Source organism: Microbulbifer sp. JSM ZJ756, from assembly GCF_044383805.1.
In the GTDB taxonomy this organism is placed as follows: Bacteria; Pseudomonadota; Gammaproteobacteria; order Pseudomonadales; family Cellvibrionaceae; genus Microbulbifer; species Microbulbifer zhoushanensis.
Genome location: NZ_JBISER010000007.1, coordinates 50,678 through 74,926, shown reverse-complemented (window position 1 = coordinate 74,926; position 24,249 = coordinate 50,678). Strand labels below are relative to the sequence as shown.

The 24,249-nt window shown below is 64.1% G+C and carries 25 protein-coding genes; 18 read left to right on the top strand and 7 right to left on the bottom strand.

Annotated features, from left to right (window positions below; genetic code table 11):
- The first annotated feature begins 76 nt into the window (after positions 1–76).
- The 11 genes from ACH6CX_RS12390 to ACH6CX_RS12340 all read left to right on the top strand — a co-directional run bounded on the left by ACH6CX_RS12390 (position 77) and on the right by ACH6CX_RS12340 (position 12,031).
- Positions 77–1,648 carry a general secretion pathway protein GspF gene (locus tag ACH6CX_RS12390; protein WP_232940029.1) on the top strand — a complete coding sequence of 524 codons (1,572 nt, stop codon included), beginning with the start codon at positions 77–79 and terminating at the stop codon, positions 1,646–1,648.
- A gap of 44 nt (positions 1,649–1,692) precedes the next feature.
- Positions 1,693–2,697, top strand: coding sequence for an FAD:protein FMN transferase (locus ACH6CX_RS12385; RefSeq protein WP_232940030.1), 1,005 nt, complete (start codon positions 1,693–1,695; stop codon positions 2,695–2,697).
- Positions 2,698–2,871: 174 nt separating this feature from the next.
- Positions 2,872–3,414 (top strand): AraC family transcriptional regulator, encoded by a 543-nt coding sequence (locus tag ACH6CX_RS12380; protein ID WP_232940031.1) that lies wholly within the window; start codon positions 2,872–2,874, stop codon positions 3,412–3,414.
- A gap of 18 nt (positions 3,415–3,432) precedes the next feature.
- Entirely contained in the window at positions 3,433–5,412 is a 1,980-nt protein-coding gene (locus tag ACH6CX_RS12375) for a hypothetical protein (RefSeq protein WP_396675490.1), read from the top strand.
- Positions 5,409–8,240 carry a tetratricopeptide repeat protein gene (locus ACH6CX_RS12370; protein WP_396675489.1) on the top strand — a complete coding sequence of 944 codons (2,832 nt, stop codon included), beginning with the start codon at positions 5,409–5,411 and terminating at the stop codon, positions 8,238–8,240. The genes ACH6CX_RS12375 and ACH6CX_RS12370 overlap by 4 nt, the downstream gene beginning before the upstream one ends.
- A complete protein-coding gene (locus ACH6CX_RS12365; protein WP_232940037.1) occupies positions 8,227–8,901 on the top strand; it encodes a tetratricopeptide repeat protein in 675 nt (224 codons plus the stop codon). The genes ACH6CX_RS12370 and ACH6CX_RS12365 overlap by 14 nt, the downstream gene beginning before the upstream one ends.
- Positions 8,898–9,200, top strand: a complete 303-nt coding sequence (locus ACH6CX_RS12360; protein ID WP_396675488.1) for a hypothetical protein — start codon at positions 8,898–8,900, stop codon at positions 9,198–9,200. Before ACH6CX_RS12365 ends, ACH6CX_RS12360 begins: the two co-directional genes overlap by 4 nt.
- A 100-nt stretch (positions 9,201–9,300) precedes the next feature.
- Positions 9,301–9,966, top strand: a complete 666-nt coding sequence (locus ACH6CX_RS12355) for a MotA/TolQ/ExbB proton channel family protein (protein WP_396675487.1) — start codon at positions 9,301–9,303, stop codon at positions 9,964–9,966.
- A 13-nt stretch (positions 9,967–9,979) separates the two neighbouring features.
- On the top strand, positions 9,980–10,495 hold the full coding sequence (locus ACH6CX_RS12350) for an ExbD/TolR family protein (RefSeq protein WP_396675535.1): 516 nt from the start codon (positions 9,980–9,982) through the stop codon (positions 10,493–10,495).
- Between the two features lies 1 nt (position 10,496).
- On the top strand, positions 10,497–11,039 hold the full coding sequence (locus tag ACH6CX_RS12345) for a biopolymer transporter ExbD (RefSeq protein ID WP_232940042.1): 543 nt from the start codon (positions 10,497–10,499) through the stop codon (positions 11,037–11,039).
- Positions 11,036–12,031, top strand: coding sequence for an AgmX/PglI C-terminal domain-containing protein (locus tag ACH6CX_RS12340; protein WP_396675486.1), 996 nt, complete (start codon positions 11,036–11,038; stop codon positions 12,029–12,031). Before ACH6CX_RS12345 ends, ACH6CX_RS12340 begins: the two co-directional genes overlap by 4 nt.
- Before the next feature lie 27 nt (positions 12,032–12,058).
- Here ACH6CX_RS12340 and ACH6CX_RS12335 read toward each other — a convergent pair whose 3' ends face one another.
- From ACH6CX_RS12335 to ACH6CX_RS12325, 3 genes are all read right to left on the bottom strand, one after another.
- Positions 12,059–12,910 (bottom strand): carbon-nitrogen hydrolase family protein, encoded by an 852-nt coding sequence (locus ACH6CX_RS12335; protein ID WP_396675485.1) that lies wholly within the window; start codon positions 12,908–12,910, stop codon positions 12,059–12,061.
- 150 nt (positions 12,911–13,060) lie between these two features.
- Complete coding sequence (locus tag ACH6CX_RS12330; protein WP_232940045.1) at positions 13,061–13,438, bottom strand: DUF2237 family protein; 378 nt, start codon at positions 13,436–13,438, stop codon at positions 13,061–13,063.
- Positions 13,425–14,024, bottom strand: coding sequence for a DUF2939 domain-containing protein (locus tag ACH6CX_RS12325; protein WP_232940046.1), 600 nt, complete (start codon positions 14,022–14,024; stop codon positions 13,425–13,427). Before ACH6CX_RS12325 ends, ACH6CX_RS12330 begins: the two co-directional genes overlap by 14 nt.
- Before the next feature lie 275 nt (positions 14,025–14,299).
- Between ACH6CX_RS12325 and ACH6CX_RS12320 the strand changes: the two genes are divergently transcribed.
- The 7 genes from ACH6CX_RS12320 to ACH6CX_RS12290 are packed head-to-tail and all read left to right on the top strand — an operon-like array spanning position 14,300 to position 21,865.
- A complete protein-coding gene (locus ACH6CX_RS12320; RefSeq protein WP_232940047.1) occupies positions 14,300–15,058 on the top strand; it encodes a DUF975 family protein in 759 nt (252 codons plus the stop codon).
- Positions 15,059–15,081: 23 nt separating this feature from the next.
- On the top strand, positions 15,082–15,768 hold the full coding sequence (locus tag ACH6CX_RS12315) for an RDD family protein (RefSeq protein WP_232940048.1): 687 nt from the start codon (positions 15,082–15,084) through the stop codon (positions 15,766–15,768).
- A 1-nt stretch (position 15,769) separates the two neighbouring features.
- Positions 15,770–16,729 carry a stage II sporulation protein M gene (locus ACH6CX_RS12310; protein WP_232940049.1) on the top strand — a complete coding sequence of 320 codons (960 nt, stop codon included), beginning with the start codon at positions 15,770–15,772 and terminating at the stop codon, positions 16,727–16,729.
- Positions 16,719–18,266 carry a hypothetical protein gene (locus ACH6CX_RS12305; protein ID WP_396675484.1) on the top strand — a complete coding sequence of 516 codons (1,548 nt, stop codon included), beginning with the start codon at positions 16,719–16,721 and terminating at the stop codon, positions 18,264–18,266. Before ACH6CX_RS12310 ends, ACH6CX_RS12305 begins: the two co-directional genes overlap by 11 nt.
- A complete protein-coding gene (locus ACH6CX_RS12300) occupies positions 18,256–19,503 on the top strand; it encodes a DUF4350 domain-containing protein (RefSeq protein ID WP_334078418.1) in 1,248 nt (415 codons plus the stop codon). The genes ACH6CX_RS12305 and ACH6CX_RS12300 overlap by 11 nt, the downstream gene beginning before the upstream one ends.
- Positions 19,500–20,516 carry a MoxR family ATPase gene (locus ACH6CX_RS12295; RefSeq protein ID WP_232940052.1) on the top strand — a complete coding sequence of 339 codons (1,017 nt, stop codon included), beginning with the start codon at positions 19,500–19,502 and terminating at the stop codon, positions 20,514–20,516. Before ACH6CX_RS12300 ends, ACH6CX_RS12295 begins: the two co-directional genes overlap by 4 nt.
- The gene (locus tag ACH6CX_RS12290; protein ID WP_396675483.1) at positions 20,513–21,865 is read left to right on the top strand and encodes a DUF58 domain-containing protein; all 1,353 of its coding nucleotides are present in this window, start codon (positions 20,513–20,515) and stop codon (positions 21,863–21,865) included. Before ACH6CX_RS12295 ends, ACH6CX_RS12290 begins: the two co-directional genes overlap by 4 nt.
- 135 nt (positions 21,866–22,000) lie before the next feature.
- Here the strand turns inward: ACH6CX_RS12290 and ACH6CX_RS12285 are convergent, their stop codons facing one another.
- The 4 genes from ACH6CX_RS12285 to cysQ form a co-directional block, all read right to left on the bottom strand.
- Positions 22,001–22,573, bottom strand: coding sequence for an outer membrane beta-barrel protein (locus tag ACH6CX_RS12285; protein ID WP_232940054.1), 573 nt, complete (start codon positions 22,571–22,573; stop codon positions 22,001–22,003).
- A gap of 70 nt (positions 22,574–22,643) precedes the next feature.
- Positions 22,644–22,925 carry a type II toxin-antitoxin system HicB family antitoxin gene (locus ACH6CX_RS12280; protein WP_232940055.1) on the bottom strand — a complete coding sequence of 94 codons (282 nt, stop codon included), beginning with the start codon at positions 22,923–22,925 and terminating at the stop codon, positions 22,644–22,646.
- A gap of 118 nt (positions 22,926–23,043) precedes the next feature.
- Positions 23,044–23,250 (bottom strand): hypothetical protein, encoded by a 207-nt coding sequence (locus tag ACH6CX_RS12275; RefSeq protein WP_232940056.1) that lies wholly within the window; start codon positions 23,248–23,250, stop codon positions 23,044–23,046.
- A 104-nt stretch (positions 23,251–23,354) separates the two neighbouring features.
- Complete coding sequence (gene cysQ, locus ACH6CX_RS12270; RefSeq protein ID WP_369413272.1) at positions 23,355–24,206, bottom strand: 3'(2'),5'-bisphosphate nucleotidase CysQ; 852 nt, start codon at positions 24,204–24,206, stop codon at positions 23,355–23,357.
- Between the last annotated feature and the right edge of the window lie 43 nt (positions 24,207–24,249).

The following is a 24,249-nucleotide window of genomic DNA, read 5'->3' as shown; positions in this document are numbered from 1 at the left end:
CCCGGCCGCGCAGGTGAACTGAAACTCCCAAGGCATTCCGGTGGGCCGGCATGCCGCCCCAGCCCGGACAGAGACCATGAGCAAGAAAAAGCATTTCGACCTCGACGAACCCCTGCGGCACCCGGACCACCACCGGCCGGTATCGCGGCGGGACTTTCTCGGCCAGGGTTTTCGTGCCGGCCTCGCCACCCTGATGGGCGGCTCGGTATTCAGCCTGTTCGCCAATCCGCAAGCGGCGCAGGCCGCACTGTCATCCGACCTGGAGGCGCTGCGCCAGCAGTGCGGTGTGAGCGCCACCGGGGCCGGCAAGATTCCGTTTATCTGCTTCGACCTCGCCGGTGGGGCCAATATCGCCGGCTCCAATGTGCTGGTGGGCCAGCGCGGTGGCCAGATGGATTTCCTCAGCACCGCCGGCTACGGCAAGCAGGGATTGCCCGGCGATATGGTGCCCTCCATCACCGACGCCGCCGGCAACAGTTTTACCAATACCGACCTGGGGCTGGCCTTCCACAGTGACAGCGGCATGCTGCGCGGGATTCTTGACAAGGTTACTGCCGGCACCGCAGCGGCGGTCAATGGCGCCGTGATCCCGGCGCGCTCGGAAAATGATACCGGCAACAACCCGCACAACCCCATGTACGGCATCAACCGCGCCGGCGCCGACGGATCCCTGCTGGGCCTGATCGGTTCCTCCACCAGCGAGTCCGGGGGCAACTCCATGGCCCCCGCCGCCATGATCAACCCCGAGGTGCGTCCCACCAAGGTGGACCGGGCCTCCGATGTCACCGGGCTGGTGGACGTGGGCGACCTGGTGGGCCTGCTGAGCCAGGAGGATACGGTGGCGGTGATGGAGTCCATGTATCGTATCTCCGACGCCAAACTGGGGCGGGTCAATACCCGGGTCAGCGCCGACGCGGTGATCAAGGACCTGGTGCGCTGCGGTTATATGAAGAGTGCCGACCTGGCGGATCGGTTCGGCGACCCCGGCGCGCTCAACCCGGAACTGGACCCGGATATTGTCGGTCCCGCAGGCATCTTTACCAGTGCCGAACTGAGCGGCGACCGCGAGTTCCAGAAAACCGCCGCGGCGATGAAGCTGGTGATCAACGGCTATGCCGGCGCCGGCACCATCACCATGGGCGGATACGACTACCACACCGGCGACCGCGCCACCGGCGAGATCCGCGACCTGCGCGCCGGCCGCTGTATCGGCGCCTGCCTGGAATACGCCGCGCGACTGGGCAAGCCGGTAATGATCTATGTGTTCAGTGATGGATCGGTATTCAGCAACGGCATGCTCGACGATTCCATCGAGGGGCGCGGCAAGGGGGTCTGGACCGGGGATAACCAGCAGACTGCCGCTTCGTTTTTCCTGGTCTACAACCCGGCCGGGCGGCCGCAGCTGCTGGGAGGCAACGCCGCCGACCAGGCGCTGCACCAGCAGCTGGGCTACATGCGCGCTTCGGGCGACGTGGAAACGGCTTCCAGCCCGGCCGCCAACAACGTCAACCTGCTGGTGGAAACGGTGGTGCTGAATTACATGGCCCTGCACGGTGAGCAGGGAAATTTCGCCAACCTGTTCCCGAACCATGGCCTGGGCAATGCCAGCCTGATGGACAGCATGACCGCTTTCGCACCCATTGTTTAACGGCCGCAGCGCAGCGGTGACCAGGAATCCCCGATAAAAATCCAATGACCAAGTGGTATCGAAATACTGTCGCCGGTTGCCTGGCACTGCTGCTGGCAACCCCGGCGCTGGCCGAGTGGCACTATGCCCGTGAGGCCATCATGGGCACCGAGGTGACCGTGCAGCTCTGGCACGAGGACCGCGCCCGCGCGGAAGATTTAAAAAAGGCAGTGCTGGCTGAATTCCGGCGACTGGACGCGGCGCTGTCGCCCTACCGCGACAACAGCGAGCTGTCCCAGGTCAACCGCACCGCAGCAACAGGCGCGGTGGCGATTACCGACGAGCTGGCAGACCTGGTCGACAAGTCCCTGTGGTACAGCGAGCAGACTGGCGGCGCCTTCGATATCACCTACGCATCGCTCGGCCAGCACTACAACTTTCGCGCGGGTCGCCGCGCCGACACTGAAACCACAGAGAAACTGCTGCCGGCGATTGATTATCACCACCTGCAACTCGACCGGGAACAGGGCACGCTGGCGTTTGCCCACCCGGATACACGCATTGACCTGGGCGGTATCGCCAAGGGTTATGCCGTGGATCGCGCCGTGGCCATACTGCGCGGCGCCGGTGTGCATCACGCCAGTGTCAGCGCCGGTGGCGATGCGCGCATGCTCGGCGACCGCCGCGGCAAACCCTGGCTGGTGGGCATCCGCCACCCGCGGGAAAAATCGAAAAATGCCGCGGTGATCCCGCTCGAGAATACTGCCATCTCCACTTCGGGGGATTACGAGCGTTTCTTCATCGATAACGATGAATCACGAGTGCACCATATTTTCGACCCGACGACCGGACTGCCGGCAGAGACCGGGGAAACAGATAGTGACCGGCTGATCAGTGTCAGTGTGATCGGTCCCCGGGGTTTCGACACAGATCCGCTGTCCACCAGTGTCTTTGTGCTGGGCAAGAAGCGCGGGCTGGCACTGATCGATCGACTGCCGGAATTCGAGGCCATTGTGATCGACAGTAACCGGCAACTGTACTTCAGCAGGGGCCTGCAACAGCCAAAATAATTCGGGTATTCGTCGCCATGGGAGAATTGCCAACCGCATCACACCCGCGACATGATCCCCTGAGATAATTCACGGCAATCGAGACTATCGTAGGAGCGGCCGCTGGCCGCGATCTTGCAATTGACTGATCCGCAGCGGCTTTCGCGGCCAGCGGCCGCTCCTACAAGAGAAAATATGACAAAGGCTGTTCCCATGCGCCGCTGTATCCAGCAATTCGCTTTCCTCCTCGTTTTCGCCACCGGCGTGCCGGCACAGGCCGCCGATAACGCTTACTCCGCCGGTGCCGTGGAAGACCTGAAAGAGAATGTGCTCAAGCTCAATCGCGACCTGCTGATCCTCGAGGAGGACCTGCTCTATCCGGCACAGAGCCAGGTGGCCTTCTACGTCTCGATGGACGTGGGCCATTACTTCCAGCTCGATGCGGTAAAACTGCATATCGACAACAAGCTGAGCGCGAGCCACCTGTACACCGAACACCAGCGGGATGCACTGGTCCGCGGCGGCATCCAGCCGTTGTTCAAGGGCAACCTGAAATCCGGCACTTATACCGTGACCGCATTCTTTACCGGCATCGGGCCGCAGGGGCGCGAGTACAAGCGTGCCGCCACACTGGAGCTGGAAAAGACCGACGAGCCCGCGGTGATCGAGTTGCGCATCGCCGACTCGGCCGAACGCCAGCAGCCCGAGTTTGAGCTGGTGGAGTGGCCCGCGCCGTAAACCAACATGATGTTCCGCGTGTTTTGCTCCCGTCTTGTCCTCGCTGCGGCCCTCTCCGGCGCCGGGGCCAGCCCGTGGGCGCAGGATCGCGATGACAATGGAGTTGGTGCCGGCCAGCAGGACAGGCCTTACCAGCAGGCCCAGGATATGCGCTACGGCGCCGGCCTTTACGATTACTTCCAGGGCAATTATTTCGATGCCCTGAGTACCCTGCAGGTGGCCGGACACCGGAGTGAACTGCATGCGCACCGCGACAACGCGGCCCTGATCGAGGGCGGCATCGCACTGGCATTCGGGCTACACGATCGCGCCGAAATTTTATTTAACGAACAACTGCAGCAGGTCGACAGTGCCGATAACGAGCGCTACCGCGCGGTAGCCTGGATGAAGCTGGCCGAGCTCAATTACCTGCGACGGGAATGGGACAGCAGCGCACGCCAACTGCAACTGTCCGGCGCCGCCGACACAACCGACCTGGGCCTCAACCTGGCGCTGCGCAACGGTGAGCTGGCGCGCGCTGAAGCCTTGCTGGACGGCCGCGGGCCGGTGGTGGAGGCCCTGCCGCCGGCAAAGCGCATCCTCGGCCACCTGAACCTGGCTGCGGCCCTGGCGCGGGGCGGGCGCCTGGCCGAAGCAACCACTCACTATCGCCTGGCGGCGGCGCTCGTGGACGGGATCGACGAACCCGCGGAGCAATTACTGGTATTGCGGGACAAGGCGTATACCGGCGCCGGCTACAGCCTTACCCTGCAAGAGGATTTCGCTGCAGCGATGACGGAGTTCCGCCGGGTGCGCCTGCACACCCCCTGGTCCGATCGCGCCCTGCTGGGGCTGGGGTGGGCGGCCATCAAGGGCGGCGACTACAACGCCGCCAACGACGCGCTGCACTTTTTAATCCAGCGCAGCCCGCTCTCCCCCGAGGTACAGGAGGCGCTGGTAGCACTGCCCTACAGTTATGAACAGCTGGCGCGCCCGCGGGCGGCGCTGCAAAGTTACCGCCATGCGCAACAGCAATACCAGCGGGCCCGGGACGACATTGCACGCCTGGCACAGCAGCTCGATACCCTGGCGCTGGCACCAGCCGCCGGCGCCGGTGAGGCGCAGCGCTATGGCTGGCTGTTGCCGGCCGAGGTGCCCGGCCCGGTGGCGGACAAGCGTCGCTACCTGAAGCGGCTGCTGGACAGCGACCGGTTCCAGCTGCGACTTTCCGAATTGCGCGACCTGCACCAGTTGCAGCGGGTACTGGAGCGCTGGCAGGCGCGCCTGCCGCTGTTCCAGCAGTTGCTGCGTGCCCGCGGTGAGCGTCGCCAGTCGATCCTGGCGGATTACCGCAGTGCCCAGTTCGACCAGCAGGTGGACCTGGCCCGCGAAAGGTACCGGCAACTGCGCGCGGGCCTGGAAAAGATTGAACGCGAGCGCGATGCCCTGGCACTGATGCAGGCTGGCGCAACGGAAGACGATCCGGCGGTGGAGCTGCTCGCCCTGCAACAGCGGGCAGCGCAGCTCTACCGGCAACTGCAGGCGTCGGGCAAAGTCGGTGAGCGGGAGCGGCAGGTACTGGCGCGCGCCCACGGGCTGCTGCTCTGGCAGGCCGCGCAGGCCTGGCACGACAACCTGTGGCGGCAGCAGCGCGCGCTCGACAGCGTCGGTGTGGCGCTGGAACAAGCGGCGGGCAATCGCCGGCAATTACAGCAGACTGCCGAGCGGGCTCCCCAGCTCAGCAGCCTGGGCGCGCGGGTGCAGTCTGCACTGCCCCGGGTGCGCAGCCAGCAGCGCGCGGTCAACCGCGCCAGTGCGGTGCTGGAAGCCGACATCCGGCGCGACCTGCGCGCTGAACTGGCACGGGTCGACCAGCGCCTGCGCCAATACAGTGCCCATACCCGGCTGGCTATCGCCCGGCTGCAGGACGCCGCCCTCCAGGAAGGCACCACCCACGAACAGGCACCAGGCGGGCGGGAAGCAGCCCCGGCCTCGGAACTGGCGGGGGGCGCACCGTGAAGCATCCCCGTCACCTGCTGGCCGCCGCAGTGTGCAGCCTGGCCCTGGCCGGCTGCAGCCAGCCACAGGTTGCCACCCTCGCGGACCTGCCCGGTGCCGGCCTGCCTGCTGAACCGGATATCCGGATTCCGCAGGTACAGATCGATACACTCCAGCGCAACTACGAGCAGGCGCTCGTGGACCAGCAGGATCCCGCCGTGCGCCGGCAGATCAGGATGCGCCTGGCCGACCTGGAAATGGAGCGGCTGGAGCAGCTGCAGGCTGACAACCCCGGGCAGCGGGTGTCCTTCCAGCCCGCCATCGAACGCTACCGCGCACTGGTCGCCGCACAACCCGGCGATGACTACCTCAATTACCGCCTGGCACGGGCCGAGGCACTGGACGGCAACCAGGGCGCCGCACTGCAGGCACTGGAAAATATCGCCAGCGCGAGGCCGGAATCGCCATTCATTGCCGAAGTGCTGTTCCGCCGCGGCGAGGCCGCCTTCAACGACCGCCGCTACCGGGACGCGGCACGGGATTTCGACGCCGTGCTGGCCCAGGGCGAATCACCGTTTACCGATAATGCCCGCTATATGCTCGGCTGGTCGCAATTCAAGGCATCCGACTACCCGGCTTCGACGCGCACCTTCCTGGGCCTGCTCGACACCCTGCACAGCCGCGCACCGCTGGATGAACTGGACAGCGGCGACCGCCGCCTGGCCGATGACAGCCTGCGCGGGCTGGCGCTGGGATTCAGTTACCAGGGCGGCGCCGGCGCCATCGAGCCCTACAACCCGGACCGCGGGGCGCGTCCCTACCAGCACCGCATCTATCGTGCGCTGGGGGACTGGTACCGGGAGAAAGAGCGTTTCCGTGAGGGCGCCGACAGTTACCTGGCCTTCGTCGAAAACTATCCCGGCAGCGCCGAGGCGCCGGCGTTGCACCTGCGCGCCATCGAAACCCTGCAACAGGCCGGGCTGGACGCCGAGGTGATGCCGGCCAAGCGCGAATTCGTGCGGCGCTATGGCATCCACAGCGATTACTGGCAGGCGGCCGACGACACCCAGCGTGAACAACTGGGCGCCTGGCTGCGGCCCTGGCTGGCGGAGCTAGCACGTTTCGACCACGCCCGCGCCCAGGCCCTGCAGCAAGAGCAGCCCGGCAGCCCGCGCGAACGGCGCCAGCTGGCCACCCGGGCACGCCAGGCCTATCTCGCCGCCGCAGCCATGTACCGCGAGTACACCGAGACATTCCCGCAGGACAGTGAGACGCCGGCAATGGCATTCCTGCTGGCGGAGTGCCTGGAACAGGCCGGCGACCGTGCCGGGGCCTGGCGCGCATACCGGAACGTGGCCTCGACATACCCGGATCACGAGCAGGCCACCGAAGCGGGCTATTCCGCGATCCTGAACGCCGAGGCGGTTTACCGGGAGACTGCCACCCAGGCAAACGCAGGCGGACAGCGTGGCGAGCAGGCGACCCTGTGGCGGGATCGTGCCATCGAGGCCGGGCAGTACTTTGTCGACACCTGGCCGCGCGACCCGCGCGCGCTGCCGGTATTGCTCGATGCTGCCGACAAGCTGTTCCAGCAACGCCGTTACGCCGAAGTGATCGTTGCTGCCGAGCGCGCAGCCGGGTGGCAGCCGCCACCGGACCTGCAGCAGCGCCGCAACCTCAACCTGCTGCTGGGCCACAGCTATTTCGAGCAACGGGATTACCCGGCCGCGGAACAGGCCTACGCCCGCGTGCTGGCGGGTGCTGCGGCAGGCGTCCCTGCGGCAGGTGATTCCATTGCGGCTACTGCCCGGCAGAAAATGCAGGCCGCCATCTACCGCCAGGCCGAGGCCGCCCTGGCGCAGGGAGACAGCGAGCTGGCAATCACTCACCTGCTGCGGGTCCGCGACAGCGGGCGCACCGACATTGCCGCCACCGCACAGTACGATGCCATCAACCAGCTGGTGACCCTTGAGCAGTGGCAACGCGCAGCCACCGAACTGGCGGATTTCCGCAGTCACTACCCCGCCCACGCCCTGACCCCCACCCTCACTGCCAAGGCGGTGGTGATCTACCAGGCCCTGCAGATGCCGGGCGCCGCGTCGGCCGAGCTGCTCAGGCTGGCGCAGTCGGACGCGGACCCGCAGGTGCGTCGCCAGTCGCTGTTCCTGGCCGCCGAGGGTTTCCGCGAGGCGGGTGAAACCGATCGCGCCATCGCGGCCTTCCAGCAGTACAGCGAACAGTGGCAGGAGCCCCGCGAACAGCAGCTGGAGGCGCAGTACCAGCTGGTACTGCTGACCGGCGAGGCCGGCGATAGCCGCGCCCGCAATCGCTGGCTGCAACGCCTTGGCCAGGCGCAGCCGCGGAGTGAGCGGGCCCGCTACCTGGCAGCCTATGCCCGCAGCGAACTGGCTGAACAGAGTTACCAGGCTTTTGCCGGCATCCCGCTGGCACTGCCACTCAAGGCCAGCCTGGCCAGCAAGAAACGCGCGCTGGAAACCACCGTCGCGGACTATCGCGAGGTGCTCGACCTGGGCGTGGCCGAGTTCTCCACCCAGGCCAACTTCCGCCTGGCGGAGGTCTACCGCACCCTGAGCGGCGACCTGATGGATTCCGAGCGACCACCGGGGCTATCCCCGCTGGAGCTGGAACAGTACGACATCCTGCTGGAAGAGCAGGCATTCCCGTTTGAGGAAAAGGCCATCGAATTGCACGAAGCCAATATCCAGCGCACCGCCGACGGAATGTATGACGACTGGGTGCGTCGCAGCTTCCGCTCGCTGGCAAAACTGCTGCCGGCGCGCTACCAGAAACCGGAACAAACCGCGGAGTGGAGCGATGCCCTGCACTGATGACAGCGTCGCGCGTGTCGTGACCCGCGCAGCCGTGGTGCTCACCCTGGTGTGGCTGGCTGCCTGTAGCCAGACCGGCCCGCGCGCGGGCGGTGATCCCGGGGCAACAGGCAGCGCCACGGCGCCGGGCACTGCCGCCAGCCCCAATCCCTACCTGGCCTCCCGGGTATCCGTGCCGGGCGCGGCCCGCAGCGGTATGGCACAGGCGCGGGAGCTGCTGGAGAGCGGCGATGCCGCTGCGGCCGAGAAACGGCTACTGGGCCTTACCGCAGAGTGGCCGGAATTGTCCGGGCTGTGGCTCAACCTGGGCATCGTCCAGCGCCACCTGGAAAAGTACACCGAGGCCGAGCAGAGCCTGCGCAGTGCCATTGCCGCCAACGATGACAATGTATTTGCCTGGAACACGCTCGGGGCACTACTGCGTGACCGGGGACAGTTCGACGCGGCAGAGCAACACTATCGCGGGGCGCTGGAACGCTGGCCGGACTTCGCCGCCGCCCACCGCAACCTGGGCATTCTCTACGACCTGTACCTGCAGCGTCCGCAGGAAGCACTGCAACATTACCGGCGGGCGCAGGAATTGCATCAGTTGCGGGACCCGGAACAGGAACCGGACCGGCAGCTGGCCGGCTGGATCGTCGACCTGGAGCGCCGACTATGACATCACCGCAACCACAACGCACCAGGCTCTACCTGGCAACCACACTGCTTGCGCTAAACGCGCTGGCAGGGGCGGCACAGGCCGAAGAGCCGATTGAACTGGAATCGACGATTATCGGCAGCCAGGAGCAACCCAAGGTGCTGTACATCATCCCGTGGAAACAGGCCGACAGCCTGCAGAAAATTGACGGCGGCCTGCCGCAGACCATCGACGATGTATTCGAGCACCAGGAATACTCCGAGCTGCAGCGCGAAATGGAAAACTCGGGCCAGGACAACAGCGACTCGTCGCCGGAATAGGCCGGCAGGATCGCAGGCAACTGTGGCCAGGAATACTTTTTAAAAATTGCAGGGCGCGACTGTGCGCCCCAGCTATCCACCGAAAACCCCGGAGAACAACATGGAATTCACTCAGGCGCTTTTGCGTTTTTTCCAGAATGGCGGCCCCTTCATGTACCCCATCGCGCTGGTACTGGTGATCGGCCTGATCATGGTGATCGAGCGCTGGATCTTCCTGTCACTGGCCCGCAGTGCCAACCGCAAGGCCTATCTCCAGGTGCTGCCGCTGCTGCAGCAGCGTAACTACAACGGCGTGCTGCAGGTGGCCCGTGACAACAAGGCGGCCATGGGCCGGATTGCCGCCGCCGGTATCGGCACCCTGCAGTACGCAAAGCGCGATGAGAATATTGCCCTGGCAATCGAGGAGGGCATCCTCGAGGCGGTACCGCGCCTGGAAAAACGCACCAATTACCTGGCCACCCTGGCCAACATCGCCACCCTGCTGGGCCTGCTGGGCACCATCATGGGCCTGATCGCCGCCTTTACCGCGGTAGCCAATGCGGACCCGTCCGAGAAGGCCTCGATGCTGTCATCCAGTATCTCCGTGGCCATGAACACCACGGCCTTTGGCCTGATTTCCGCGATCCCCCTGTTGCTGGCCTACTCCATGCTGCAAAACAAGACCAATGAAATCGTCGACAGCCTGCAGATGGCCGGGGTGAAGTTCCTCAACCTGCTCACCATGGGGCGCGCACAGGCGGCTGAGCAACGCGCAACCAAAGGCTGACGGCATGCTGAAACTGAATATTCGCCGACGCGGCGGTACCGACCCGGAGCTGGACATCACCTCGTTTATGAGCCTGATGGTCATCCTGGTGCCGGTGTTGCTGTTGAATATGGTGTTCTCGCATATCGCCATCCTCAAGCTGAACCTGCCGGGCCTCAGCGACGGTAATCCCGCGAGCGAGGAAAACCGCCAGCTGGAGGTGGTTTTACGCGATCGCCATATCGATATCAATTACCCGGCCGGGGTGCGGGTACAGCGGGTCGAGCATGTCGATGGCGTACCCGATTTCGAGCGCATGTCCGATGTCCTGCAGGAAGTGAAGCGCCAGCTGCGGGAGAAGTCTGTGGACAAGAAAGACATCCTGATCCTGTCCCAGCGGGATACGCCCTACCGCACCCTGGTAAAAGCCATGGATACCGCGCGCAGCTATCGCGCCGTGGTCGCGACTTCAGTCGTGGATGCGGAACTGTTCCCACAGATTTCCCTGGGTGACGCAGCGGAACCCACGGCAACGGCAGCGGGGCAGTGATATGAACCTGAACGTCGGTAAAAAATTACAGGAGCGCCGCGAGCGCCAGAAAAAACAGCAGTCACGCCTCAACCTGGTATCGCTGATGGACATTTTCACCATCCTGGTGTTCTTCCTGCTGGTGAATTCCTCAGACGTGGAGGTGCTGCAGAGCGACAAAACCATCAAGCTGCCGGAGTCCACATCGAAGCAGAAACCGGAGCTTACCCCGGTGGTGCGCATCAACAACGAGACGCTGTTTGTGGGCAACCGGCCTGTGGCCAGTATTGGTGAGATCAGCAGCGACGCGGAGCAGATCGAACCATTGCTCAAGGAACTGCAGTACCTGGCCCAGCGCGCCGAGCCCCTGTCAGAAGCGCAGGCAAAAACTGGCCGCGCGGTGACCATCATGGGCGACGAGGAACTGCCATACCAGCTGCTGAAACAGGTGATGCGCACCTGTGCGGCGGCGGATTACCGGGATATTTCCTTCGCCGTGAGCCAGGCCGCGCCCGATGCGGCGGCTGGCGATGAAATTGCAGGGCGGGGGCCGGGAGCCAGATGAGTGCCGCAACCCTTTCCCGACCGGCCCCCTGGCAGTTACAGGAAACTGAGCTGCCCTGGACTTCCGCCGCGGCTGAAGATGCACGTTTCCGGCGCCTGCTGAAGTGGGGCCTGGGCGCCCTGTGTGTACTCGGCGTGGTCATCAGCCTGGTACCGGTGCCCGAGCTGACCCGCGAGCAGGCCGAGCGGGTTCCGCCACAGCTGGCGCGGGTGATCCTGGAAGAGAAGTCGAAGCCCAAGCCACCGCCACCCAAACCGGCCCCCGAACCGAAACGGGAAAAGCCACCTGAGGCAAAGGCGGAAAAGCCCAAACCGAAACCCGAGCCCCGGCCGGAGCCAGAACCGCAAACCAGGCCGAAGCCCGAGCCGGCTCCGGCAAAGGTGCAGATGGCGCGGGAGAAAGCCGCCAACAGCGGCCTCTTGCAGATGCAGGACGACCTGGCGGCAATGCGCGACACGGTCGATGTGGCAGAGGTTTCCCGCAAGGCAACCGCGAGCGGGGCCGCGGCGAGCAGCGCCCAGCAGGTCGACCGGGCGGTAATTGCGAACCGGGCGCAGACCCGCAGCGGCGGCGTCAGTGACAGCAACCTGAGTCGTGATACCGGCGGTGCCGAACTGGCACAGCGGCAGGCGACCCGCGTCGCAAGCGCCCAGGCCAGCAACGCCGCCCGGGCATCCGCGCGGGAAACCCGGCGCGAGACCTCGGTGCGCCCGGAGGACGCCATCCGCAGTGTCATGGAGAATAACAAGGGGGCGATTTTCGCCATCTACAACCGCGCCCTGCGCCGCGACCCCACGCTGCAGGGCAAGGTTACCGTGCAACTGGTGATCGAGCCCAATGGCAGTGTTTCGGATATAAAGCTGGTGGGCAGCGAGCTCAATGCACCGGCGCTGGAACGCAAGCTGCTGGCGCGAATCCGCTTGATCAACTTCGGCGCGGCCAATGTGGAGCGGGCGACCCTCAATTACTCCATCGATTTCCTGCCTTCCTAAAGCCCTGCGCCGGACCAGCTCCGGCGGTCAGGGTAAGCGGCGCATATCGAGCAGCGGCATGCGCCGGCGGATCTCCGCCAGGCGCTTGCCGTGCAGGTCGGCGGCCAGCACGGTTTCCTCCTCGCCGGCCTCGGCCAGCACATCGCCCCAGGGGTCCAGTATCACCGAGTGCCCCCAGGTCCGCCGCCTCGGTGAGTGCTGCCCGCACTGGTCGGCGGCAACCACGAAGCAGCCGTTCTCGATCGCCCGGGCCCGCAGCAGGGTCAACCAGTGGGCACTGCCGGTGACATGGGTGAAGGCCGACGGCACCAGCAGGATTTCGGCGCCGCGGGCGGCGAGTTCGCGGTAGAGTTCGGGAAAGCGCAGGTCAAAACAGATACTCAGTCCCAGGCGGCCCCAGGGGGTCTCCACCACCTGCAGCGAGTCGCCGGCCTCGATACCGGCGGACTCACGGTAACTGCGCGCCGCATCCTCCACCTCCACATCGAACAGGTGCACCTTGTCGTAGCGCGCCCGGCACTGGCCACGGTCGTCATAGACCAGGCAGGCGGAGCGCACCCGGCCCGCGTCAACGGCACTGCCGTCCGGCCGCTGGTTCAGGGGCATGGCACCGGCTACCAGCCACAGGGGGTTTTCCCGCGCCCAGCGCTGCAGCGCCGCCTGGACCGGCTGGCGTTCGGGGTCTGCCTCCGCGCTGGCGAAGGTCTCTGCCACTGCCGCACTGCCGCCATCGGCCAGGTGGGCAAAATATTCCGGCAACAGCACCATTTTCGCCCCTCCGGCCGCCGCTGCCCGGACCAGCTCCCCGGCCCGCGCCAGGTTGGCGGCCACCGAGGCACCGCTGCTTATCTGGATGGCGGCAATTCGCAGGTCTCGCATGACAATTTGTCTCCGCTCGCGTTGTTGCTCTCTGCCCAGCAGCTTATGCCCTGGCCGGGGTGGATGCCAACGGCGGCAGCGCAGCGCACAAAAAAACCGGCGGGGCTGAACTGGCAGCCGCGCCGGTTTTCGCTGGCACCATAGCCCGGCTCAGTTAAGGTCCGCGGCGTACTCGCGCAGCACTGTCAGCGGAACCACTTCCAGAGCCTTGATATGGGTGCGCTGCAGGTATACCCGCGGGGCCATGCCCTCTTTCTGCGCCTCCAGCCAGCGGGCGGCACACAGGCACCAGCGGTCCCCCGGGGCCAGGCCGGGAAAGCCGAACTCCTTCTGTGGAGTGCTGAGGTCATTGCCCCGGCTGCGGGAGAATTCCAGGAACTCCTCCGTGACAGCCACGCACACGGTGTGCGACCCCAGGTCCTCGGCGCAGGTATTGCAGTGCCCATCGCGGAAAAAGCCCGTCAGCGGTTCCATGCCACAGGCCAGCAGGGGGTCGCCAAAGACGTTGATCGGTTCATCCATTTTCATCGTTCTCTCCCCTGTCTTGCTCTTTTTCTTCCATCTCCGGGAATCTCAGTTCAACCACCCGCCAGTGCAGGCCCTGGCGCTCCAGGATCAGGCGCAGCTCGGTTTTATCGCTGGCGCCGTAGTCGGCGGCGATGTGGTTAATACCCGTGAACCCCCAGCGGCGCAGCTGCAGGTATCCGGCATCCTCATCGGTTTTATCGTCGCTACCGGCCGGGGACAACTCGCGCCCGGGTTGTGGCGGGTAAAGTTCGCGCTCAAACTGCCAGAGCGCATCACCACCGCGCAACAGGGCAGCCAGTGACTCCCCGGTTACCAATCCCTCCAGCAAGGGTCCCAGGAACAGGTTGGCGCCGGCGCTCAGGAAGTCGCTGAGGTCCCGGGGCATGTCCTCGCCCATGGAGCCGCGCAGGCTCTGTTGCAGGTGGCGCTTCAGGTTGGTACGGACCGCGGGAAGGTCGACATAACCCCGGAAACGATCCATATCCTCACTATGTGCGGTGGCGGCAACCTGACTGGCGGCGTACCACGGCATGCCCACATAAGCGGCAGCCAGCAACAGCATTGCCAGCATCAACCATTTTCTCACTGGCTCTCTCCAGTCGGTAACTGTTGGCGCAGATATTAGCGAAAGGAGACCACCACTGCACGGGCCCTATTAGCAGACGGGCCGGTTGTTGCTACAGCCGCATTGTAATGGCGCGTGATTGTTCGCTCACCGGCTGTGTGAGATATTTGCACATCTGTACCCGGCCTACGGCAACCTGATCCGGGTACCCGCAGCAGTGCAGGCAGGTCGGAATGACTCGACGTCGACTCCCCTCACTGGACGCAAAATAAAAATACAGATCAATGGAGTATGACATGAGTGATATTTACCAGGCCCCGGAATCAGAACTCACAACCGGGGAGAATGGCGGCGAATACGGATCACTGGAGAAAGGGCTGGCGGGGGATTACAGCCTTTCGATTGGTGCGATTATCGGTGAGGCATGGCGCCGGATCAGTGGCAGGAAGCGCACCATCTGGCTGGGTACCCTGCTGCTGATCGTCGCGTATGTGATTATTGATTACGTCACCGGGCTTTTCACCGGCATCAACAACTGGAGCCTGGAGGGCACCTCCGTCGGCGTGAACAGCTCAATCTATAACGGCCCCTCGCTGTTGCACCAGCTTGTTATCACCGCGGTCACTGCCCCACTGACCGCCGGCCTGATGATGATTGTGGTCAAGATCGCGCGCGAAGAGCAGGTCTCCGGCTCCACCGTATACTCCTACTTTGACAGGATTGTACCGCTTGCCATCTGCAGTGTGCTGATGTCCGTCCTGGTCCTGATTGGATTTATGCTGCTGGTATTGCCGGGTATCTACCTTTCCATTGCTTACATGCTGGCCCTGCCGCTGATCGTGGACAAGGGCCTGGGTCCGTGGGAAGCGCTGGAAACATCCCGCAAGGCAATTACCAAGCACTGGTTTGCGTTCTTCGGGCTGGTCATCGTCTGTGCCCTGATTTATATCGCCGGTGCACTGGCGCTGATGATTGGCCTGATCTGGGCCGTTCCCACCGGCCTGCTGGCCCTCGGCATTGCCTACCGCAATATTTTCGGTGGTGCCGAAGACTGATCGAGACGGGAGGGGGGTACTGCGTGCTGGATACCCGCTACACAATCGAGACCCCCGAGGGCATAGACCTGCAGGCACAGGTGGCGGGGCCGGTGCCGCGGGTGCTGGCCTATGCGGTAGACCTGTTCTACCGCACTGTCATTACCATTGCCCTGTGGCTGGGACTTAACCTGGCCGGCATGGACACTGCCGGCTGGGGCATCTGGCTGCTGGGCTCTTTCCTGCTGGAATGGTTTTACCCGGTAGTATTCGAGCTCTGGCGCCACGGCCAGACACCGGGCAAACAGGCTTTTGGTCTGATGGTGGTCAATGCAAACCTGACCCCGGTCTCCTGGAGCGCTTCACTACTGCGCAACCTGCTACGTGTCGCCGACTTCCTGCCCCTGGCATACGCCACCGGGCTTACCACCATGACCCTGTCCCGGCAGTTCCAGCGCCTGGGGGATATGGCGGCGGATACAATAGTGGTCTACCGCCAACCGCAAGCAGACCGCAAGGCCCTGCCACAACTGGCTCCGTGTGTGCCGCCGCGGAACCTGGAGGCAGAAGACCAGCGCGCTATCATCAGCCTCACCGAGCGCCACCGCGAGATCAGCGAGGCGCGCCAGGAGGAACTGGCCGAGCTACTGCAGCCAGTCACTGACGCGTCGGGGCCCGCCGGGCTAAGGTACCTGCGTGCCATCGGCCTGTGGCTGCTGGGAGCTCGCTGAAATGAGGCAGAGGGAGTTCGAAAAACGCCACGAATCCGGGTGGCGGGAACTGGAGGCGGCACTGCGCACTGATGGGGGGACTGTCGCGGACCTGCCGGGCCGCTATCGCCAGCTCTGCCAGCAATTTGCCATGGCCTCCGAGCGCCACTACACCAGTGACCTGCAGGAGCGACTGAACCGGCTGGTGATGGCCGCCCACCAACGCATCTACCGTCGCCGCCCCCTTCGCCGCAGCGCCTGGGTTGACTACCTGCTGGGTGGTTTCCCCCGTGCGGTACGAAGCCAGGCGCGGGCGGTGTACCTGTCCACGGCGCTGTTCCTGTTGCCCGCACTTGTACTGGGCATCGGCTGTTACCTCAACGATTCACTGGTTTATACCCTGATGGAACCCGAACAGGTGAGCCTGTTCGAGTCCATGTACGATCCCGCCAACCGGGTTACAGGCAGGGAGCGTGGATCAGATTCCGACCTGTATATGTTCGGTTTCTATATCAAAAATAATATCGGCATTGCGTTCCGCACCTTTGCAGCTGGCATCATCTTCGGCGTGGGCGCTGTGTTTATCCTGGTCTTCAATGGTGTCTATATCGGCGCAACTGCCGGCCACCTCACTCGCCTCGGCTTCGGTGGCACTTTCTATCCGTTTGTCATCGGTCACGGGGCTTTCGAGCTGACCGCGATTGCCCTGGCAGGTGCGGCCGGGCTGTGCCTGGGACAGTCACTGATCGACCCGGGCGGCTACCCACGCCTGGTGGCACTGCGCAAGGCGGCTTCGAGGGCGATGCAAATCATGTACGGCACCTTCCTGATGCTGGTGCTTGCCGCTTTCCTGGAGGCCTTCTGGTCATCCAGCCAGTCGCTGCCGGTGGGCCTGAAACTGGCAACTGGTGCGGCACTCTGGATCCTGGTGCTGGCATACCTGGCTTTTGCCGGTCGCGGGGGGCAGCATCGTGCAACTTGATCGCCTGGCAATCCGGGCGCGCATGCGCAACCCCTGGGAGTCCACCGACCTCGGTATTCTGCTGGCACGACGCCACTGGTTCGCGATGTTCCTGGCCTGGCTGCTGCCCGCAGCTGCAGCATTTACCTGTACCCTGGTATTTATCCCCGAATCCCCGGGCTGGGGCCTGCTGATAGCCTGGTGGCTGAAGCCGGCTTTCGACCGGTTGCCACTCTTTATTGCCAGCAGGGCCCTGTTCTCCGAGCCGGTCACTGCCCGCCACGCGCTGGGCCAGGTCCTGTCCCTCAACCGGCTCGACTGGCTGCCCTGGTTGGCCTGGCGCCGCCTGAGCCCCACGCGCTCGTTCGACCTGCCGGTAACACTGCTGGAACGACTCACCGGTGCCCGGCGCGGCAAGCGCATCCGCGTGCTGCATCGCAAGTACGCCGGCACGGCCACCTGGCTCACCCTGGTCGCCGTCCATCTGGAAATGATCCTGTTTTTAGCCGCGATTGCTGTCCTCTACCTTTTGGTGCCGCAACAGCTGCAACTGGACTGGACGGGAATCATTGACGGGCACGAGCTGGCTGCCCAGTGGGTGGGGAACGGCCTGTACCTGCTGGCAATGGCCGCCATCGCCCCCTTTTACGTGAGCGCCGGTTTCTGCCTCTATATTGGCCGGCGCATCGAGCTGGAGGGATGGGATATCGAAATCCAGTTCCGCAAGTTACGTGAGCGTTGGCAAAGCGCCGAGCAGCGCCAACCCCGGGCCCGGAGTGTCAGTGCCGCCCTGCTCGCCCTGTGCCTCGCGACCGGGGCCACAATGTATCCGGAGCCTTCCCAGGCAGAATCCATTGAATCCCGTGAGGAAGCCGCAGAACGGATCGAAGAAGTCCTGCAACAGCGTGACTTTCACCAGGTGGAGGAAGTGAGTGGCTGGCGGCTGAAGGACCGCGAAACCCAGCATGAACAATTGCCGGGCTGGCTGGTGGAATTTATTTTCTGGCTGGCAGACCTGCTGCGCATGGAGGAGGAAGAAAAGGAGTACTCCTGGGGCCCACTTGTTGCCACCCTGATGGAGGTGATGTTGTGGCTGGCGCTCGCCATACTCTCCATTCACCTGCTGTGGCGCCATCGCCACCGGCTGCAGTTCAGCTTCCGCAAACAGCCACCAAAACCGGCGGCAGATACCCCGGAGGTGCTGTTCGGCCTGGATGTCTCCCGCGAGAACCTGCCGGACGATATCTGCGGCGTGGTAATGGAGCAATGGCAGAAGGGCAATGCCCGGGCTGCCCTGGGACTGCTGTATCGAGCCACACTTTCGCACCTCATCAACCGCTACGGATTGGCGTTCGGCGACCAGTACACAGAGCACGAATGCGCAACCGTGGTGGAACAGACGGTCGGCCGCGGCGAAGCCGGCAGCCCGCTGGTGGAGTTCATGTGGCAGCTGACAAACGACTGGCAATTGCTCGCCTACGCACACCGCCTGCCTGATGAGCAGCGCGTGCAGCAGCACTGCTTGCGCTGGCGGGAGATATTCGACAATGAAGTCTAGTCACTTCCTCTACGGCGGTTTTGCACTGGCACTGGCTGCCGCGGTCACCCTCTTTGTTATTTTTTTCGAGCGCTACACCGAGGAGCGCGATATAGGCTGGAGCCAGGAAGCCCATCGCCATCCATTCCTGGCCGCGCAGCGTTTCCTGGAAAGCACCGGGCTGACGTTCCGGAGGGAAGATAACATTGATGCCATCGGCGGATTGCGACCGGGTGACACGCTTTTCCTGGGCAGCTCCAGTTATCTCTACAACGAAAACCAACTGCGCATGTTCATGCAGTGGGTCAGGCGTGGCGGCCATGCGATTGTGGTGGCACGGCAGAGCGAACTCGATGCCGGCGACCCGCTGCTGGAATCCCTGGGGGTCACCATTGTGGAGGGAGAGCTGGATGCTATCCAGGAGTACCTGCTGCCGCTCTACTCCCGTCCCGGGGGTGGGGACAAGTGCGAGCTGAATCGCGCGCTGGCGCAATTGCTGGAGATCGAGGGAGACCCTTGCCAGCCCGAGATCGATCCCAAATATGTAAGCACCCTGGATATGGGTGATGGCGACTTCCGTGTGTTTTTTAATCCGGCGCTGATGCTGCAACACGCGGATATCCAGGACCAGGGGCTGGCACCCGGCGGGCCGCTATTCCGGGCGACCCTGGAGAGCCAGCCCGAGGGCGTCCCGTTGATACAGTTCTCCCGTGGTGAGGGCCGGATTACTTTGCTCGCCGACGACACGCTGTGGCTCTCCCAGCGTATCGGCCAGTTTGACCACGCCTGGCTTCTATACCAGCTCGCCGGCGACAGTGAGTTCGTGCTGATGTCGCGCCCCCGCTTCGATTCCCCCGGCTCCCTGGTCGCCCGCTACCTTTCCGAGTTTTTCCTCGCCGGAGCCCTGGCACTGATACTCTGGCTATTGCACCGTGCCAGCCGCTTCGGCCTGCGCCAACCAATACCCGATACGGCTCGTCGCTCGCTGCGCGAGCACATCGCCGCCAGTGGTTACTACTACTGGTACGAGGACCAGTGCGGCCAATTGCTGCGCGACTATCGCGCGCGCATTTTACGACAGCTGTGCGCAGCGCCGGACAGCCCCGCGCTGCGGCGCAGCATGTCCGCGCGACTGGCCGAGGCCACCGGGCTGGCACCATCCGCTGTCGCCCTCTGCCTGTGGGGCGAGCCGCCCCGCGACGAGGAAACCTTTACCCGGCATATCCGCAGTCTGCAAATAATTGAGGCAACCCTATGAGTGAATCCACCGTCCCCACCAGGCCGGCAGCCACCAGCCAGCCCGGCGTCACCAGCCGGGACTGGGACCTTGCCATTGAACGCGCCAGTGCCCTGCGCGACACCGTCAACCGGGTCCTGGTGGGGCAGCGGGCGGTGGTCGACCAGGTGCTGGTGGGACTGCTGGCTTCCGGCCACCTGTTACTGGAAGGGGTTCCCGGCCTCGGCAAGACCCTGCTGGTGCGGGCCCTGGCAAAATGTTTTGACGGCGACTTCCGCCGCATCCAGTTCACCCCGGACCTGATGCCGGCGGATGTTACCGGGCATTCAATTTTCCATATGGGAGAAAGCCGCTTCGAGGTGCGCCGCGGGCCCGTGTTTACCAACCTGCTGCTTGCCGATGAAATCAACCGGGCACCGGCCAAGACACAGGCGGCGCTACTGGAGGTGATGCAGGAGTGCCAGGTCACCATTGATGGCGAGGCGCTGCCGGTGCCGCGCCCGTTCATGGTGCTCGCCACACAGAATCCCATCGAGCAGGAGGGCACCTATCCCCTGCCGGAGGCAGAGCTGGATCGCTTCCTGCTGAAGGTGCTGATCGATTTTCCCTCCCTGGAAGCCGAGGTACAGCTGGCCGCCGCCGCCAGTAGCGGGCAGATCGAGCGGGACCTGCTGGACAACCAGCAGCCGTTGATGGACCTTGCCGGGCTGCAGGCGCTACAGGCCCTGGTGCCCCAGCTTGAGATGGACCAGAAAGTTGTGGACTACGCCGTCCGCCTCGTGCGCGCCACCCGGGAGAATGCACAGCTGCGCCGGGGCGCCGGCCCCCGTGCCAGCATCGGGCTGCTGCAGGCAGCCAGGGCCCGGGCGCTGCTGGCTGGACGCACTTTTGTACTGCCTGATGATGTGAAGTCCATGGCCATTCCGGTGATGCGCCACCGCGTCGGGCTTTCACCGGATATGGAGATCGACGGCCAGGACCCGGATGCGGTACTGGCCCGGATTATTGAAACGGTGGAGGCTCCCCGCCTGTGAAGCTCCCGCCCATACGGCCGGACGGTACCCTGGTCCGGCTGGCTGCGGCCTGGTGTGCAGCGGCACTGGCAGTCACCGTCGCGCGAATCTGGTTCCCGCATGCACTGCCCGCACTGTCACTGATGTGGTGGGGCGCGGGAGCCTTGCTGCTGGCAACGATGGCGCTGGATGGCCTGGCTGTTTTCCGCCTCAATGGCCTGTCAGCAGACCGCCAGCTGGCCTCCAACCTGGCACTGGGCGTGCGCAGCGTCGTTAACCTGGAGCTACGCAACGAGGGCAGCCACCGCCTGCGGCTGGTGGTATGCGACCAGGTGCCGCCGCAGCTGGCCGTCGCCGATTTGCCCCGCACGGTCGAGCTGCAGCCGGGCCAGGTTTCCACCCTGGAATACGCAGTGACACCGGAGAATCGTGGCCTCGCCCGGTTCGGGCAGGTTGAAGCACTGGTAAGTTCTCCCCGGGGACTCTGGCAGAGAAAGGTGCGCCTGGCGGGGCCAGATGGGATCCGCGTCTACCCGAATTTCCTTGGCGTATCTTCACTGCAGGCCCTGTCCGCCGAACAGAGCCTGCGCCTGCTGGGATTGAACCAGCAGCAGCGCCGTGGCGAGGGCATGGATTTCCACCAGTTACGTGAATATCGCCGCGGAGACAGCCAGCGCCAGGTGGACTGGCGGGCCAGTGCCCGGCTGAGCAAACTGATCAGCCGCGAGTACCAGGATGAACGCGACCAGGACATCATCTACCTGCTTGATTGCGGTCGACGGATGCGCGCCCGGGACGGTCGCTACAGTCACTTCGACCACGCACTGAATGCGCTGCTGCTGTCGGCGTATGTAGCCATCCGCCAGGGGGACGCGGTGGGCCTGCAGACCTTCGCCACCGGCGCGGGCCCCACGGTGCAGCTATCCCCGATTCGCGGCGAAGACAGCATCAACGTGCTGCTAAACCATGTTTACGACCTTCACTCCAGTACGGCGCACAGCGATTACACCACCGCCGCCCGCGACCTGATGGAAAACCACCAGAAGCGCTCGCTGGTAATACTGGTCACGAACCTGCGCGATGAGGACAGCGATGAGCTGCTGGACGCCGTGGAACTGCTTGCGCGCCGGCACCTGGTGATGGTGGCGAGCCTGCGCGAGGAGGCCCTGGATGACCTCCGGGAGACCCCGGCCGCACAGTTCCCGGCCGCACTCGAATACCTGTCGGCGACAGACCTGGCCCGCCGCCGCCAGGGACTGCTGCAACACCTGCGGGCACGCAATATTATCGTTGCCGACGCGCGCCCCGAAAATATGCACCTGTCACTGGTGGAAAATTACTGGCGACTCAAGCGTAGCGGCAAGTTGTGAGGCGCGACACCACTGCCGTCGGGGGAACGGGATCTGAGCGGGCCCGGCCGGGTCCCTGATGATTGCCGGCAGAGCGGGCGAGTGACCGGCTGCGGCGCGGGAAAACGCCGCAACTTATCCGTGCGGGCGGGCTGCTTACTGCGGCCCGAAAAACCGATAGCTGAAGTTGAGGGTCAGTGAACGCAGGTGGCCCAGGTCAAACCCCGCCACCGTGCCAACGTCGTTGTACATATACTCCACCGAGGTATCGAAATCCCGCGTCCAGCGGTAGCGATAACCCACACCGGTATGCCAGTAGTCGTCACTACCGTCTTCTTCCACCAGGATGGTAAGCCCGCGGCTGTCGATGGTGTCGACGTCGAATTCACCGTATGTCCAGCCGGCCATCCAGTACAGGCACTGCACATCACAGTCAAAACTGAAGTCGACCTTGAAATTCAGGCCGTAGGTATCGGCGGAGACACCGCCATCGTCAAAATTGGAATAGCGCAGCTCTGTCTGCCACACCCCCACCGTGGGGGTAATGCCGATGCTGGCATAGCCGAAACCATCCTGGTCCTTGTTCACCTGCAGCTCGCCCGCGCCAAGACCGACTGTGCCCACTACCTGGTATTCACCGGCACAGATACCGGCGATCGGGTTATTCCACTCCACTGCCAGGCTGGCCGTGGAAAACAGCAACGCAATCGCGAAAACAACCTTTCTCATTACATCCTTCCTTGGTACTGACAAGCTTCCTTGCTAATCACGTGGGTAATCACATGCTCCGGTAACTGGTTCAGGGCTGTGTCTTCGGTGATGACTGCTCGTGTGCCACATCGATGATGGCCCAGATGCCGCCACTGAAAGCCGGGTTGCCGCGCAGCTTTTCCAGCTCGCTGGGCGGTGGCGGGGCGCTACCCGCGGCACCCAGTTCCTCGACTCGCTGCAGGATGGTTTCGGCCATTTTCTGCAGGATGTCGTCGAGTGTTTCCGCGTGGCAGTGGCAGTGGGGCAGGTCCGGCGCAATGGCACCGAAGCCGGCATACTCGATATTGTGGATCACTACCGGATAGCGCATCGGGCTGACTCTTTATGGCTTTAACTCACCAAGCGTAGACCCGATTGAAACTTTTGTGCTGCTTTGGCGCCACAGTCAAACCGGCCGGCAGGCCGCGGCGGGGGAACAGGAGGGGCCGTCAGCGGGGGATACGGCCGAGCAGGGCGCGGCGGGAAAAAATCATTTCCTTGTAAGTCTGCACCAGGGTGAGGTCCAGCTCCTCGCCATCCCCCCGGGCCGCTTCCATCTGGCGGTCCAGCCAGGCGATTTCCTCTTCCAACTGCTGGCGCAGGCGGCGGATCTCGGGTTCGGGGAGGTTGAAATAGTGGCTGTTTTGACTGGACATGACTCCGGACACAATTCCTGTGCGGGCAGCGGACAGCCCGCAGGTGCTTTTACGGTGCTGTACCGGCGGATGGCACAGCACCGTAAAGCTTAGTCCAGGGTCACTCAGTCAGAGAGCAGGCGGCGCCAGTCGAAACTGTCATCGCCGATTACGTAAAAAAACGGGTTGAGGAGGGAGTCCTTGCGGTTGTAGCGCAACAATTCGAACCGGTCATCCACCACCGTGCCCCCGGCAGCCTCCACCACTGCCTGGGCCGCGGCGGTATCCCACTCACAGGTGGGTGCCAGGCGCGGGTAGAGGTCGGCGGCGCCCTCGGCCACCAGGCACAGTTTCAGGGAACTGCCCATGTTCTTGAGACCGGTCTTGCCCAGCTCGCCCTCGATCCGCTCCAGCAACTTGTCCACAGCACCGGCGCCGTGACTGCGGCTGGCCACCAGCTCCACCGGCTGGCCCGCATCCAGGCGCTCGCGCACGGAACGCACACGGATCGGCTGCTCGCCGTCGGCAGTGCGCTTGAAGGCGACGCCTTTGCCTCCGGCGTCCCTGCAACCGGCGTAGGTGATGTTCAGTACCGGCACGTAAACCACCCCCAGCACCGGCTCGCCGTCCTCGATCAGGGCCACATTGACGGTGAATTCGCCGTTGCGGCGGATAAATTCCTTGGTGCCGTCCAGCGGGTCGACGATCCAGTAACGCTGCCAGCTGCGGCGCTCGTCGAAGGAGGGCATTTCCTGCTCCTCGGACAGTACCGGTACGCCTTCCACCAGTCCGGCCAGTGCCGGCTCGAGGACCTTGTGAGCGGCCAGGTCCGCGGCGGTGACGGGGGAATCATCCGCCTTGGTGTCAATCTCCAGCTCGGCGCTGCTGTTATATACCTCGAGGATGGCCTCGCCCGCGCGCTCGCAGATTCCAATCACCTGCTCGAGCAGTTGTTTCTTGTCCAGCTCTGTACCCATAGGTCCCCCTTGTTAGCGATGGCGGCATTATACGCGGTTGCTG

Bases quoted from the DNA above. Each gene is read 5' to 3' on its own strand.
- ACH6CX_RS12390 (WP_232940029.1), top strand. From the start codon at position 77: ATGAGCAAGAAAAAGCATTTCGACCTCGACGAACCCCTGCGGCACCCG.
- ACH6CX_RS12385 (WP_232940030.1), top strand. From the start codon at position 1,693: ATGACCAAGTGGTATCGAAATACTGTCGCCGGTTGCCTGGCACTGCTG.
- ACH6CX_RS12380 (WP_232940031.1), top strand. From the start codon at position 2,872: ATGACAAAGGCTGTTCCCATGCGCCGCTGTATCCAGCAATTCGCTTTC.
- ACH6CX_RS12365 (WP_232940037.1), top strand. From the start codon at position 8,227: ATGCCCTGCACTGATGACAGCGTCGCGCGTGTCGTGACCCGCGCAGCC.
- ACH6CX_RS12360 (WP_396675488.1), top strand. From the start codon at position 8,898: ATGACATCACCGCAACCACAACGCACCAGGCTCTACCTGGCAACCACA.
- ACH6CX_RS12355 (WP_396675487.1), top strand. From the start codon at position 9,301: ATGGAATTCACTCAGGCGCTTTTGCGTTTTTTCCAGAATGGCGGCCCC.
- ACH6CX_RS12345 (WP_232940042.1), top strand. From the start codon at position 10,497: ATGAACCTGAACGTCGGTAAAAAATTACAGGAGCGCCGCGAGCGCCAG.
- ACH6CX_RS12340 (WP_396675486.1), top strand. From the start codon at position 11,036: ATGAGTGCCGCAACCCTTTCCCGACCGGCCCCCTGGCAGTTACAGGAA.
- ACH6CX_RS12335 (WP_396675485.1), bottom strand. From the start codon at position 12,910: ATGCGAGACCTGCGAATTGCCGCCATCCAGATAAGCAGCGGTGCCTCG.
- ACH6CX_RS12330 (WP_232940045.1), bottom strand. From the start codon at position 13,438: ATGAAAATGGATGAACCGATCAACGTCTTTGGCGACCCCCTGCTGGCC.
- ACH6CX_RS12320 (WP_232940047.1), top strand. From the start codon at position 14,300: ATGAGTGATATTTACCAGGCCCCGGAATCAGAACTCACAACCGGGGAG.
- ACH6CX_RS12310 (WP_232940049.1), top strand. From the start codon at position 15,770: ATGAGGCAGAGGGAGTTCGAAAAACGCCACGAATCCGGGTGGCGGGAA.
- ACH6CX_RS12300 (WP_334078418.1), top strand. From the start codon at position 18,256: ATGAAGTCTAGTCACTTCCTCTACGGCGGTTTTGCACTGGCACTGGCT.
- ACH6CX_RS12295 (WP_232940052.1), top strand. From the start codon at position 19,500: ATGAGTGAATCCACCGTCCCCACCAGGCCGGCAGCCACCAGCCAGCCC.
- ACH6CX_RS12285 (WP_232940054.1), bottom strand. From the start codon at position 22,573: ATGAGAAAGGTTGTTTTCGCGATTGCGTTGCTGTTTTCCACGGCCAGC.
- ACH6CX_RS12280 (WP_232940055.1), bottom strand. From the start codon at position 22,925: ATGCGCTATCCGGTAGTGATCCACAATATCGAGTATGCCGGCTTCGGT.
- ACH6CX_RS12275 (WP_232940056.1), bottom strand. From the start codon at position 23,250: ATGTCCAGTCAAAACAGCCACTATTTCAACCTCCCCGAACCCGAGATC.
- cysQ (WP_369413272.1), bottom strand. From the start codon at position 24,206: ATGGGTACAGAGCTGGACAAGAAACAACTGCTCGAGCAGGTGATTGGA.